Genomic DNA, 13,898 nt, shown 5'->3' on the forward strand with positions numbered 1-13,898 from the left:
GCAGAGCATTCACGCACGTGTAAGAGCAGTTTGAGTTATCACATTACAAAGGTGGGCGACAACATCGCCCCAAAAAAAACATGAAAAATCAACTGAAACTCAAAAGCATCATTGCTTATTTTCTTATCGTTCTGGCTGTTTTTTCGGGTCTGACGCTGTGGGCCTTGCTGCGCAGTCTGGACGCACAGAGCCAGGTCAGTGCGGCCAATAGTGCGCGTTACCAGTCTTATCTGCTGGCTGACGAATTGCGGCAAAGCTCAGACGACCTGACACGCTTGGCCCGCACCTATGTGGTCACGGGTGATCCCTCGTACGAAAAACAATACTTTGAAATTCTCGACATCCGCAATGGCAAGAAGGCGCGCCCGAAAAATCCTGAACGCATCTATTGGGACTTTGTGGCGGCTGGCAACAGCAAGCCAAGTCCTGATGGGGACACCGCAGCCTTGCTGGACCTGATGAAGCAAGCCGGCTTCTCGGAACAAGAACTGGGAAAACTCCAGGAAGCCGCTGCCAATTCCGATGGCTTGGTCAAGGCTGAAACCATTGCCATGTTCGCTGTCAAAGGCTTGTATGACGACGGCACGGGCCAATTTACCAAGAAGGGCGAACCTGATCTGGAGTTGGCCCGAAAAATGACCCATGACACGGTGTATCACCAGAACAAAGCCAAGATCATGAAGCCGGTCAATGACTTTTTAGAGCAGCTTGACAACCGCACCGGTCAGGCCGTGGTGGCGGCAGAGCGTGGCGCGCAAACGGCGTTCCAGTTGACGCTTGGCATGTTGATCCTCTCGTTTGTGGTGTCGGCGCTGGCGCTTTATCTGGCTTACCGTGGTTTGATGCGCCAACTCGGTGGCGAGCCAAGTTATGCCCGTGAGATGGTGGCCCGGTTGGCTGAAGGTGACCTGACCATGAAGCTCGATATTCAAGCCAAAGACAATTCCAGCTTGCTTTACGTGATGAAGGTCATGCTGGGCAAACTCTCGCAAGTGGTCAACGACGTCAACGGCGGTGCACAGGCGCTGGCCAGTGCCTCTGAAGAGGTGAGTGCCACGGCCCAGTCCCTGAGCCAGGCCGCCAGCGAACAGGCCGCCGGGGTTGAAGAAACCAGTGCCTCCATTGAGCAAATGACCAGCAGCATTGCGCAAAACACCGAAAACGCCAAGATCACCGACGGCATGGCCAGCAAGGCTGCCATTGATGCGGTTGACGGTGGCGAGGCAGTGAACGCCACGGTAGAAGCCATGAAGCAAATTGCCAAGAAGATCGGCATCATTGACGACATTGCCGCGCAAACCAATCTGCTGGCCCTGAACGCCGCGATTGAAGCCGCCAGAGCCGGTGAACACGGCAAGGGTTTTGCCGTGGTGGCCGCTGAAGTGCGCAAACTCGCTGAGCGCAGCCAGGTGGCGGCGCAAGAAATTGGCGAAGTGGCAGGCAGCAGCGTGGCGCTGGCTGAGAAAGCGGGCCGCTTGCTGGCTGAGATCGTGCCCAACATCCGCAAGACCTCAGACCTGGTGCAAGAGATCACGGCAGCCAGCACCGAGCAAAGCAATGGTGTCGGCCAGATCAATGCCGCGGTGGGGCAGCTGAGCCAGACCACCCAGCAAAACGCCTCGGCTTCCGAGGAACTGGCGGCAACCTCGGAAGAGATGAGCGGCCAGGCCGAGCAGCTGCAGCAAACCATGAGCTTCTTCAAGCTTGACGGCACGGGGCAGGGCAGCAGCGGTAGCTTTGCCATACACAAGAGTTCAGCCAGCAGCAAAAAACCGGTCACCGCCAAGGCAGCCACCAGCAAGCCAGCCACCAGCAAGCCAGCGGCTAGGCTGGCGCAACATTCAGGCACTGACCTGGATGAGTCACAGTTCACCAAGTTTTGAAGGGGCAGGACATGAATGCACTGGTAAAAACTGACGCGCAGGCATCGCTTGCGCAACTGGCCGGAGCGGCCGCTGTCGAAAACAGGCAGTACCTGACCTTCAATCTGGGGGGCGAGATGTTCTCCATCAGCATTCTGTGTATCAAGGAAATCATCTGGTACGCCAACCTGACAGAAGTGCCGATGATGCCCGCGTGTATACGTGGTGTCATCAACCTGCGCGGTGCAGTAGTGCCGGTGCTGGACTTGTCCAACCGCTTTGGCAAGCCCAGCACGCCAGTCATCAAAAGCAGCTGTATCGTGATTGTGGAAGTGCCCACGGCCATTGAGGGTGAACACCAGAACATGGGTGTGGTGGTGGACTCGGTGCAGGCCGTGCTTGAAATCCCCACCAGTGAGATCGAGCCCGCGCCCAGTTTTGGCGCCAAGATCCGCAGTGAGTTCATCGAAGGCATAGCCAAGGTGAATGGCAAATTTGTGATTTTGCTCAACGTCGCCCGGGTGTTGTCGATGGAAGAGATCGGGCAAATGGGGCAGTTGGGCGCAGTGGCCGAATCGGTGGCCTAGCCACACCCGGCCCAATACAACAGGGGAAACACCATGAATTTTCTGAAGTCCATTGTCAGCAGACTGCTGCTGCTGGTGTCACTCCCCTTGCTGGCCTTGTTGGTGGCCGCTGGTTTGGGCTCTGCCAATGAATGGGGCAAGTACAAGAGTGCGAACGAGACCGCGTTGCTGATGCCAATGGCCGTGGCCTTGAGCGACGTGGTGCACAACCTGCAAATTGAGCGCGGCAGCAGCACCGGCTTTAGCACCTCGGGCGGCACAAAATTTGGCGACGTGGTGAGCAAACGCCGCGAAGTCACCGACAGCAGCATTGGGGTGTTGAAAAACGCCGCCCAGGCCGCACCAACTCTGGTGGCGCCGGCGCTGCAGCGCCTGGCAGACCTGGCCACCGCGCGGGCTGACATTTCGGCCCTGAAAAAAACCGGGCCACAAACCGCCTTGTATTACACCGAGACCATCACGGCCTTGCTCAAATCGTTGGCAGCCATCAGCGTGCAAGACGTTGACCCATCGGTGGCGCGCAAGATGACGGCATTTTTTGCGCTGATCAAAGGCAAGGAATGGGCCGGCCAGGAGCGGGCTTTTTTAACCGGCATTTTTGTGTCTGACACCATCAACATGGCCCAGATGCAGGGGTTTATGGCGCGTTTGTACAAACAGGACACTAATTTTGAGGTGTTCCAGACCTACGCCACTGAGGCTGAGAAGCAGGCGTTTCAAGCCGTTGACCGGCAGCCTCACTCGAAAGAAGTGGGCCGAATGCGCCAACTGGTGTTGGAGAAAAACATGGCCGGCCAATACGGTGTGGCCAGCGAGGCCTGGTTTGACCAGTCGACCCAGCGCATTGATGCCATTCGTTACATTGAGCAAGGCCTTTCAGGCGACATTTTGAAAACGGCGCAGGGTGGCGCGGTCAAGGCGTACCAAAATTTCCTCATCTATTTGGCCGCCACCTTGTTCTTTGTGGTCTTGACGTTGGTGTTTTCGTTTTTGATCATTCGTAACCTGTTGCGCGAACTCGGTGGTGAGCCCACCTACGCCACAGCGATTGCCCAAGAGGTAGCGGCTGGGAACCTGACGCTGATGATTGCCATCAAACCCAACGACCAGAGCAGCTTGTTGTTTGCCCTGAAGTCGATGGTGGGCAAGTTGTCGCATGTGGTGAACGATGTGAACAGTGGTGCGCAAGCGCTGGCCAGCGCGTCGGATCAGATCAGCGCCACCGCGCAGTCTTTGAGCCAGGCCGCTAGCGAGCAGGCCGCCGGGGTTGAAGAAACCAGCGCCAGCATGGAGCAGATGACGGCAAGCATTGCCCAAAACACCGAAAACGCCAAAATGACCGACGGCATGGCCAGCAAGGCCGCCAAAGACGCGGTAGATGGTGGGCTGGCCGTTGCCGCCACTGTGGAAGCCATGAAACAAATCGCCAAGAAGATCGGCATCATTGATGACATTGCGGCACAAACCAATCTGCTGGCCTTGAACGCCGCCATTGAAGCCGCCAGAGCCGGTGAGCACGGCAAGGGCTTCGCGGTGGTGGCAGCAGAAGTGCGCAAACTGGCCGAGCGCAGCCAGGTGGCTGCCCAGGAGATTAGTGAAGTGGCAGGCAGCAGCGTGGCGCTGGCTGAAAAGGCGGGCAAATTGCTGGCTGACATTGTGCCCAACATCCGTAAAACATCTGATTTGGTGCAAGAGATCACAGCCGCTTCCACCGAGCAAACCAGCGGTGTCAGCCAGATCAATGCCGCGGTGGGACAGTTGAGCCAGACCACCCAGCAGAACGCCTCGGCGTCAGAGGAGTTGGCGGCAACCTCTGAAGAGATGAGTGGCCAGGCCGAGCAGTTGCAGCAGACCATGCGATTCTTCAGGATTGGCAGATCAGGTACTACTTAAAGCATAGCTACTAGCGCTTGTTTCATAAGGGCTAGAGGCATAAAATGCATATAAAACTCAAGGACACACATTGCAGGCCAATCCCATCACCGACGCTGAATTTGCGCAGTTTCAGCGTTTCATTTTTGACGCAGCAGGCATTTCGATGGCTGATGCCAAAAAGGCCCTGGTCACCGGGCGTTTGGGCAAGCGGTTGGCCGCGCACGGGCTTGACACCTTTGGCGCGTATTTCAAACTGCTCTCGGGCGGCCAGCACCCTGAAGAGGTGCAGATCGCTGTCGACTTGCTGACCACCAACGAGACCTATTTTTTCAGGGAAATCAAGCACTTTGAATTCATGCGTACGCAGGTTTTGGCGGCGCGCAGCCGCACACAACCGTATCGGGTGTGGAGTGCTGCCAGCTCTAGCGGTGAAGAGGCTTACAGCATGGCCATGGTGTTGGCGGACTGCATGCAGACCACGCCGTGGGAAATTTTGGGCACCGACATCAGCACCCGGGTGATTGAGGGCGCGCGCCGTGCGCTGTATTCCATGGAGCGTGGCCGCCACATTCCGCCTGACTATTTGCGCCGCTTTTGTCGCAAGGGTGGTGGGCAGTATGAAGGGCACTTGTTGGTTGACGGCATGCTGCGCAACAAGGTGATGTTTCGCCACCTCAACCTCAACACGCCGTTGCCGCAGCTTGGCCAGTTCGACATGGTATTTTTGCGCAATGTGATGATTTATTTCAACAATGAGACCAAGCGCGAGGTGGTGGCGCGGGTGATCTCGACCATCAAGCCGGGCGGCTACTTTTGTATTGGGCATTCCGAGAGCTTGAATGACATCAGCTCGGCGGTGCAAATGGTGGCGCCTTCCATTTACCAAAAGCCGCTCTGACATGGCCAAGCTGAGCCATTTGCTGGACATCTTTTTGCAGCCGGGTGAGCTGTTTGTGGCGGATGCCGGGTTTCAGATTCGCACCATTCTGGGCTCGTGCGTGTCCATCACGCTATGGCACCCAGAGACTTGCCTGGGCGGCATGTCCCACTTTTTGTTGCCCACGCGCGGCCATGCCGTCAAACGCAGCGAGCTCGATGGCCGCTACGGTGACGAAGCCCTGCAGCTGATGATTGACGACCTGAGCGCCCGCGGCGTGGAGCCGCAAGAGTGCCAGGCCAAGATTTTTGGCGGCAGCAACATGTTTCCGGGCCAAGGTCACGCCAATGGCATCAAGGTGGGGCAGCGCAATGGGATGGCCGCACGCGAGCTGCTGCATTTGCGCGGTATCAAGGTGACCAAAGAGAACCTGTTTGGCTTTGGCCACAGGCAAATCATTTTTGATTTGAGCAAGGGTGACGTGTGGTCACGCCAGGTCAAGCCCTCGGCGCTGGAGCTTGATGCCCAGCCCGCAGAAGGATGTAAATCATGAGTCGAATCAAGGTGTTGGTGGTGGACGACTCGGCGGTGGTCCGTCAGGTGGTGACCAGCCAGCTGGCACAAGACCCCGAGATTGAGGTGATGGCCGCCGTGGCCGACCCGATTCTGGCGATTGCCCGCATGAAGGTGCAGTGGCCTGATGTGATCGTGCTCGATATTGAAATGCCGCGCATGGATGGCATCACCTTCCTGAAGTTGGTGATGGCTGAGAAGCCGACGCCGGTGGTGATTTGCTCCACGCTGGCCGAAGCCGGTGCACAAACCTCCATGCTGGCGCTGGCTGCCGGGGCAGTCGCCATCATCACCAAGCCCAAAATCGGCTTAAAGCAGTTTCTGGAAGATGCGTCTGAAGACTTGGTGACTGCCGTCAAGGCAGCGGCCAAGGCGAACATGAAGGTGCTGCACGCAACGGCCAAAAACACCGCTGACGTGATCATGCCCGCGGCTGGCAAACACAGCGCCATGATCCAGACCACTGAGCGGGTGGTCGCCTTAGGCACGTCTACCGGCGGCACCCAGGCGCTTGAAGTGGTGTTGACCAGCCTGCCACGTGTGACGCCGGGCATTGTCATCGTGCAGCACATGCCTGAGAAATTCACCGCAGCCTTTGCCGAGCGTCTGAACAGCTTGTGCCAGATTGAAGTGAAAGAAGCGCAAAACAACGACCGCGTGGTGAACAGCCGGGCGCTCATTGCGCCGGGTGGCAAGCACATGCTGCTGCGGCGCACGGGCGCGCAGTATTACGTGGAGGTGATGGACGGCCCGCTGGTGAACCGCCACCGCCCGTCAGTGGATGTGTTGTTCCGGTCGGTGGCCAAATGCGCCGGCGCCAATGCGCTGGGCGTGATCATGACCGGCATGGGCGATGACGGCGCGGCAGGCCTGATGGAAATGCGCAAGGCCGGCGCCCGCACGGTGGCACAAGACGAAGCCAGTTGTGTCGTCTATGGCATGCCCAAAGAAGCTGTCAAGCGTGGCGGGGTTGAAAAGACCGTGCCCTTGACCGCCATTGGCCGCGAGATCATGCAGCAGTTGTCAGGCGTGATGGTGCGATAAAAGATTATTTTTTGGAGAAAATCCCATGAAGTTGGAATGGAAAGACACCTACAAAATTGGCCAAAGTGACATTGATGCCCAACACCAGCATTTGTTTGAACTGACCACCTTGGTGATCGAGGCAGCAGGTGAGTCGCCCGCACTGCGCAAGGCGCTTATGCTGCTTTACAAGCACACCCGTGAGCATTTTGAGCACGAAGAAGCGTTGATGCGCAGTGTCAACTTCCCGGGTGCCAAGGCCCACGTCGATTACCACAACAGCCTGCTGTCACGGCTCAACCTGATCAGCCAGGATGTTGGTCGAGGGCAGGTGAACCAGGCTGCCATTGAGAACCTGATGGCTGACTGGGCCATACGCCACATTCCCCATGACGATGCCGCCATTGCCGCGTTCATTGCCAAGCAGGGTTGATACCATGCCGAGCCAGAGCCGCGTCATTTTCTGGCCAGACTGACTGTTGAATGCCTGCGCCAAAGTGCGCCAAAAATGGGTGACAAACAGCAGAGTCATGCGATAAATCATTGCCATCGCCCCACCAATTGCGCAGAATAAACGTGAATTTTGGTGGGGGTGTCGGCATGGAACTGACCTGGAAGATGCTCAACGGAGGTGCCGCAAGCCTGGCCTCTTATCTGGCGGCCCATGTGCTGCTGTGTCTGTTGCCTGCTTTTTTTATTGCGGGCGCCATGACTGCGCTGATTCCCAAGGCCAGCATCACACGCTGGCTTGGGCGCAACACGCCTCCTTATGTGTCGTACCCGGCTGCGGCACTGGCGGGCTCTTTGATTGCGGTGTGCTCCTGCACCATCGTTCCGCTGTTTGCAGGTATTTACAAAAAGGGCGCGGGTATTGGCCCGGCCATGACCTTCTTGTTTTTTGCGCCCGCAGGCAACATCATGGCGCTGGCCTACACCGGCAGCATTCTGGGGCCTGAGTTTGCGGTGGCGCGGCTGCTGCTGTGCCTGTTGTTTGGCGTTGGCATTGGGCTGTTGATGGCCATGATTTTTTGGCGTGATGATGCCAGCCACGACGCACAAACCGACACCTTGTTTGCCCAGCAGGCCAGCATGGCACCCGCGGCGTTGGGCGTTTTGCTGTCGCTGGTGGGGTTGCTCCTGGCGGGCACCCTTAAGCTGTGGCCGCTGACGGCTGCGGCCTTCACCCTGGATATGCCGCTGCCCTGGGCGCAGCCATGGCAGGCGACCCTGATGCGCTGGGTGCCGTTTGATGCCGCCAAAGGTGAAGAAGGTGTGAATTTTCAGGGGTCGGTGTTGATAGGCTTGCTGCTGCTGATTGGCGTGACGGCCTGGAAGGGGCTGGAAAACATTGTTGAAGGCGCCAATCGGTGGACTTGGGTGGCCATGGGTTTGGCCGCAACCACCTTGCTGGTAGCTTCCATGCGCCTGAGTCCGGTGCCTGGGATGCTGGAGGTTGGGCTGACCGGGCGCGTGTTTGGCATGGCGCTGGCCTTGTGGGCGGTATGGCATTTTGCCCGGCAACTGAGCGGTGACGACTGGCATGCCTGGCTGTGGGAAACCTGGCGCTTTGTGAAGCAGATTTTTGTCCTGCTGGTGGCGGGTGTGTTCATTGTGGGCATGGTGCGCCAGGTGATCCGCCCGGAATGGATCGAGAGCCTGGCGGGCAGCAACACCGCGCTGGCCAACCTGGTGGCCGTGGGCTTTGGCGTGTTCATGTATTTCCCCACGTTGGTTGAGGTGCCGGTGGCGCGCATGTTTCTTGACTTGGGCATGCACCCCGGCCCGCTGCTCGCTTACCTGATGGCCGACCCCGAACTCAGCCTGCAAAGCATGTTGATGGTGGCGGTTGTCATTGGCCACACCAAAACCGCTGCCTATGTGTTGCTGGTGGCGCTGTTCAGCACCTGCGCAGGTCTGCTTTATGGCGCCTGGGTGGATGGCTTGGGCTGGGTGCCAATGGCCTTGGCCTTGACCCTGTGGCTGCTGCTGTTGGCAACTGCGCTGGGGTGGATGAAAAGACGCCAAACCGCGCAGGCAGCGGCCTGAATGTACTCACGCTTTCAAGGAGAAAATGAATGCTCACGATCAAAATTCTCGGCCCCGGGTGTGCCAATTGCCGCAAACTTGAAGCGGTGGCACGAGACGCGGTTGCGGCCGCCAATCTGCAAGCTGACTTTGTCAAGGTGTCTGACATGGCGCAGATCATGGGTTATGACCTGTTGTCGACACCGGGACTGGTCATCAATGAGAAGCTGGTGAGCAGCGGGCGCATCCCTACCGTGGCTGAAGTGCAGAAGTGGTTGGCCGTTGATTGACGCTTGGCGGTGTCAATCGGCCGCGCTGGCCGCAGGCACTGGCGCGTTGGCTCCACCGCCCAGCGTCTTGAACAGCGCAATCTGGTTTTGGAGGTAGGCCAGTCGGGTTTGCACCAGCGCTTGCTGGGCGGCAAACAGGCTGCGTTTGGCATCCAGCCAGTCAAGCTGGTTGGCAGCGCCGTTGTCCAGCCGAAGTTGTGTCAGGCTGCTGCGCGAGGTTTCTGCGTCCAGCAGCGCCTGGCTGGCTTGCAGTTGTTGCGCCAGTGTGGCGCGGCTGGCCAGGGCATCAGCCACTTCACGGAAGGCACTCTGGATGGATTTTTCATACTGCGCCACGGCAATGTCGCGCCCAGCCCGGGAGGCGTCCAGGTTGGCCTGATTGCGCCCGGCGTCAAAAATCGGCAGCACCAGTTGCGGTGCCAGCGTCCAGCCCCAGGAGCCGTTTTTGAACAAACCAGAGAGCTCCGAACTGGCTGATCCGGCTCCGGCAGTGAGGCTGATGCGCGGGAAAAATGCCGCACGGGCCGCACCGATGTTGGCGTTGCTGGCAATAAGGTTTTGCTCGGCCTGGCGGATGTCGGGGCGGCGTGTGAGCAGGTCTGAAGGCAGCCCGGCGGGCAACTCGGCCAATTGCATCTGGCCCAAGTTTTGCCGTGCCAATTGCACACGGGTGGCGTCATTGAGCGGTTGGCCCAGCAGCAGCACCAGGGCGTTTTCGTCCAGAGCGCGCTGGCGCGTTTGCTGAGCCAGCGTGACACGGTTGCTTTCCAGCAGGGTTTGTGCGCCGCGCAACTCGAAATCAGACGCCGCACCGTGCTTGATTTTGAGTTCCACCAGCTTGAGTGATTCCTCGCGGGACCCCATGGTTTGCCGGGACACCGCCAGCAGTTCTTCGTCTGCCAGCAGGCTTAGCCAACTCTGCGCAACCGTGGCAATCAGGCTGATTTGCGCGGTTTGTGCGGCCTCTGCTGTGGCCAAGTATTGGCTCAGCGCCTGTTCCTTCAGGCTGGCCACACGGCCAAAAAAGTCAAGCTCGTAGGCTGTGACGGTCAGCCCCGCGGTGTAAGCACTTTTGATGGCGCCATTGTTGTCCGGGGTGCGTGATCCGGTGACCCCTGCGCTGAGCGTGGGGAGCTGGTCGGCGCGACGGATGCCGAGCTGTGCTTTGGCCTGCTCAATGTTGAGCATGGCCACACGCAGGTCGCGGTTGTTGGCCAGCGCCGTGTCAATGAGCTGGCGCAGGGTAGGGTCGGTAAAGTAATCCTGCCAGGCCAGTGGTGTCGCGCTGGCAGCTGTGCTGGTCGCTGTGGCGCCGGCATTCACGCTGGCTGACGCGGGCCACTGTGCTGGCACTGGTGCGCCGGGGCGTTCGTAGGTTGGCATGAGGGAGCAACCTGCTATAAATAGTGCAGCTGCTTGCGTAACACCCATAAGGGATAGAGGCCTAAAAGTCATAAATTTCTTATTCATGCGAATGCACTCCCATGTGTTCGGCTTGTGCCGCATGCACCTGCTGTTGACGGGCGCTGTCTTTGAACAGGCTGCGCACCACCACAAAAAAGATCGGTACAAACACCACGGCCAGGGTGGTGCCGGTCAGAATGCCGCCAATCACGCCAGTGCCAATAGCGCGCTGGCTGGCAGAACCCGCGCCAGACGACAAAGCCAGCGGCAACACGCCAAGCGTGAAGGCCATCGAGGTCATCAAAATCGGCCGAAACCGCAGGTGCGCGGCTTCCAGCGCCGCAGCCACCACGCTCTTGCCTTGGGCTTGCAGGTCTTTGGCGAACTCGATGATCAGAATCGCGTTCTTGGCGGACAGGCCGATGATGGTGATCAGGCCGACCTGGAAGTACACGTCGTTTGAATAAGCGCGCAGCAGGGTTGCCACGATCACACCCAGCACACCCAGCGGCACCACCAGAATGACCGAAAGCGGAATCGTCCAGCTCTCATACAAGGCCGCCAGGCACAAAAACACAGACAAAATTGCAAAGGCGTACAGTATCATGGCTTGGGAGCCGCCCAGTTTTTCCTCGCGCGAGGTGCCGCTCCACTCAAACCCAAAGCCCGGGGGCAACTGGCTGGCCAGCGCCTCCATTTCAGTCAGTGCGGCACCGGTGCTGAAGCCGGGGGCGGCGGTGCCGCTGATGCGCATGGCAGGGTAGCCGTTGTAGCGCACAGTCTGCATGGCGCCCGTAACCCAGCGGGTGCTGGCAAAGGCTGACAGGGGCACCATCTGGCCCTTGTTGTTGGCCACGTTGAGTTTGAGCAAATCATCGGGCTGCATGCGCGCCGGTGCATCCGCTTGCACCATGACCCGCTGCAATCGTCCGTTGTTGGGGAAGTCGTTCGCGTAAGTTGAACCCAACGCGGTGGAAATGGTGGCATTGATGGCATCGAAGCCCACGCCCAGCGCGCTGGCTCGGTCGCGGTCAATGTCCAGCTGCAACTGCGGTGCGTCTTCCAGGCCATCGGGGCGCACCTGGGTCAGCACTTTGCTTTTGGATGCCATGCCCAGCAGCTGGTTGCGCGCGCCCAGCAGGGCCTCATGGCCCAAGCCCGCGCGGTCTTGCAGCCGGAAGCTGAATCCGCTTGAGGAACCCAGCTCGGGAATCGGCGGTGGGCTCAAGGGGAAGATGAATGCGTCACGAATGCCTGACAGGGCCCCAAAAGCGCGCCCCGCCAAGGCCTGCGCCGAACTGTTCGGCCCGGTGCGCTCAGACCAGTCTTTCAGCGTGACAAACGCCAACGCGGCGTTTTGCCCCTGGCCTGAGAAACTGAAGCCCAGCACGCTGACCATGCCTTGCACTTCGGGCTGTTTCAAAAGAAAACCTTCTACCTGTTGCATTACCGCCAGCGTGCGCTCCTGCGTGGCGCCGGGTGGCAACTGCACGTTCACCAGCATCGTGCCCTGGTCTTCGTTGGGCAAAAACGAGGTGGGTAGGCGCTGGTACATCCAGGCGGCACCGGCCACGATGGCCAGGTAGATCACCAAGTAGCGCGCCGCGTGCGGCAGCAGCTTGGCCACGCCGCCTTCGTAGGTTTTTGCGGTTTTGGCAAAGCCCCGGTTGAACCAGCCAAAAAATCCGCTCTTGGCATGGTGGTGACCCGCCTCAACCGGCTTGAGCAGTGTGCCGCACAAGGCTGGCGTGAGTGACAGTGCCAAAAATGCCGAGAACGCAATCGACACGCCCATCACCGCCGCAAACTGGCGGTAGATGTTGCCAATGGAGCCGCTGAAAAACGCCAGTGGCACAAACACCGAGATCAGCACCACGGTCACGCCGATGATGGCGCCAGAGATTTGCCCCATGGCCTTGCGTGTGGCCTCCACTGGCGACAAGCCTTCTTCGCTCATGATGCGCTCGACGTTTTCGACCACCACAATCGCATCGTCCACCACAATGCCGATCACCAGCACCATCGCAAACATGGTGAGCACGTTGATCGAGAAACCCATGGCCAGCAGCGTGGCAAACGTGCCCAGCAGCGCCACTGGAACCACCAGCGTGGGAATGAGGGTGTAGCGCCAGTCCTGCAGAAACAAAAACATCACCAGAAACACCAGTACGATGGCTTCCACCAACGTCTCGGCGACCTGGCGCAGCGAGGTTTCAATGAAACGCGAGCTGTCGTACGGAATCGCCCAGGTCATGCCCTTGGGAAAGAATTTTTCCAGTTCGGCCATGCGAACACGAACGGCTTTGGCTGTTGCCAGCGCGTTGCCGCTGGGCGACAACTGAACACCAATGCCAGTGGACGGCTTGCCGTTAAGGCGCGCTGAAGTGGCGTACGCCTGGGCACCAAGTTCAATGCGTGCCACGTCTTTCAGCCGCACAGCAGAGCCGTCGGTGTTGGCCCGCAGCACCACGTTGCCAAACTCGGCCACGCTGCTGAGCTGGCCGCCCACGATGACAGTGGCGGCAATGCCCTGGCCAGCCACATTGGGCAAGCTGCCAATTTCACCAGCGGAAACCTGGGCGTTTTGGGCGCGGATGGCAGCGGTGACCTCAGCCGCTGACAGGTTGAAGCCTTGCAGTTTGGCCGGGTCAATCCAGATGCGCATGGCGCGCTCCGTGCCAAACAATTGCACTTGGCCTACGCCGGGTAGGCGTTGAATCTCGGGCACGATGCTGCGCGAGGCGTAGTCACCCAGCGCCACCGGGTCCAGCTTGGGGTCGTCGCTGGAAAGAATGGCAAACAACAAAAAGTTGCTGCGTGCCTTGTCTACGCGTACACCTTGTTGGGTAACGGCTGAGGGCAGGCGCGGGCTGGCGCGGCTGAGGCGGTTTTGCACGTCCACTTGCGCCAGGTCGGCGTTGGTGCCGGGCTGAAAGCTCAGCGTGATTGAGCCGGTGCCGTTGGCTTGGGCTACGGACTCCATGTAGATCAGGCCGGGCGAGCCGTTCATTTCCTGCTCAACGATGGACAGCACGCTGTCTTCCAACGTTTGCGCTGATGCGCCTGGGTAGCTGGCGGAGATGACGATGGACGGTGGTGCCACCGGCGGGTACTGGGCAACGGGAAGCTGGGTGATGGCCACCGAGCCCATGACGATGATGAACAGCGCAATGACCCACGCGAAGATGGGGCGGTCAATAAAAAACTTTGCCATGGCAGTAGTTCCTTAGCGCGTGGCGCTTGACGCAGCGCTAGCCTGAAGTTCCCCTTCAAAAAAGCCGCATTTTCCCAATGAAACCCGCATGATTTTTGGTTCCAGGTTCTGACTACGGTTTGATCTTGCTGATCAATACTAGGGCGTGTTTTTGTTTCTCGTTGGACG

The 13,898-nt window shown here is 59.0% G+C and carries 11 protein-coding genes; 9 read left to right on the forward strand and 2 right to left on the reverse strand.

Annotated features, from left to right (window positions below; translation table 11 throughout):
- Window positions 1-80: 80 nt before the first annotated feature.
- The 9 genes from PHQ58_RS16835 to PHQ58_RS16875 all read left to right on the forward strand — a co-directional run bounded on the left by PHQ58_RS16835 (window position 81) and on the right by PHQ58_RS16875 (window position 9,112).
- Complete coding sequence (locus PHQ58_RS16835; protein WP_300113029.1) at window positions 81-1,883, forward strand: methyl-accepting chemotaxis protein; 1,803 nt, start codon at window positions 81-83, stop codon at window positions 1,881-1,883.
- 11 nt (window positions 1,884-1,894) lie between these two features.
- Window positions 1,895-2,449: a chemotaxis protein CheW gene (locus PHQ58_RS16840; protein WP_300113032.1), complete on the forward strand. Its 555-nt coding sequence runs from the start codon at window positions 1,895-1,897 to the stop codon at window positions 2,447-2,449.
- 33 nt (window positions 2,450-2,482) lie between these two features.
- Window positions 2,483-4,342, forward strand: coding sequence for a methyl-accepting chemotaxis protein (locus tag PHQ58_RS16845; protein WP_300113035.1), 1,860 nt, complete (start codon window positions 2,483-2,485; stop codon window positions 4,340-4,342).
- Between the two features lie 70 nt (window positions 4,343-4,412).
- A complete protein-coding gene (locus PHQ58_RS16850) occupies window positions 4,413-5,222 on the forward strand; it encodes a protein-glutamate O-methyltransferase CheR (RefSeq protein WP_300113038.1) in 810 nt (269 codons plus the stop codon).
- A gap of 1 nt (window position 5,223) precedes the next feature.
- Window positions 5,224-5,754 (forward strand): chemotaxis protein CheD, encoded by a 531-nt coding sequence (locus tag PHQ58_RS16855; protein ID WP_300113041.1) that lies wholly within the window; start codon window positions 5,224-5,226, stop codon window positions 5,752-5,754.
- Window positions 5,751-6,818: a chemotaxis response regulator protein-glutamate methylesterase gene (locus tag PHQ58_RS16860; RefSeq protein ID WP_300113044.1), complete on the forward strand. Its 1,068-nt coding sequence runs from the start codon at window positions 5,751-5,753 to the stop codon at window positions 6,816-6,818. The genes PHQ58_RS16855 and PHQ58_RS16860 overlap by 4 nt, the downstream gene beginning before the upstream one ends.
- 25 nt (window positions 6,819-6,843) lie before the next feature.
- The gene (locus tag PHQ58_RS16865) at window positions 6,844-7,230 is read left to right on the forward strand and encodes a hemerythrin family protein (protein ID WP_300113047.1); all 387 of its coding nucleotides are present in this window, start codon (window positions 6,844-6,846) and stop codon (window positions 7,228-7,230) included.
- A 167-nt stretch (window positions 7,231-7,397) separates the two neighbouring features.
- Window positions 7,398-8,843, forward strand: a complete 1,446-nt coding sequence (locus PHQ58_RS16870; protein ID WP_300113050.1) for a permease — start codon at window positions 7,398-7,400, stop codon at window positions 8,841-8,843.
- Between the two features lie 29 nt (window positions 8,844-8,872).
- On the forward strand, window positions 8,873-9,112 hold the full coding sequence (locus PHQ58_RS16875) for a thioredoxin family protein (protein ID WP_300113053.1): 240 nt from the start codon (window positions 8,873-8,875) through the stop codon (window positions 9,110-9,112).
- Between the two features lie 12 nt (window positions 9,113-9,124).
- On the opposite strand, the gene PHQ58_RS16880 is transcribed toward PHQ58_RS16875, so the two are convergent.
- Both PHQ58_RS16880 and PHQ58_RS16885 read right to left on the reverse strand, forming a co-directional pair.
- A complete protein-coding gene (locus PHQ58_RS16880) occupies window positions 9,125-10,582 on the reverse strand; it encodes an efflux transporter outer membrane subunit (RefSeq protein WP_300113056.1) in 1,458 nt (485 codons plus the stop codon).
- A complete protein-coding gene (locus PHQ58_RS16885) occupies window positions 10,575-13,730 on the reverse strand; it encodes an efflux RND transporter permease subunit (protein WP_300113058.1) in 3,156 nt (1,051 codons plus the stop codon). Before PHQ58_RS16885 ends, PHQ58_RS16880 begins: the two co-directional genes overlap by 8 nt.
- Window positions 13,731-13,898: the final 168 nt, after the last annotated feature.

It is taken from the genome of Rhodoferax sp., assembly GCF_028688795.1.
Classification (GTDB): domain Bacteria; phylum Pseudomonadota; class Gammaproteobacteria; order Burkholderiales; family Burkholderiaceae_C; genus Rhodoferax.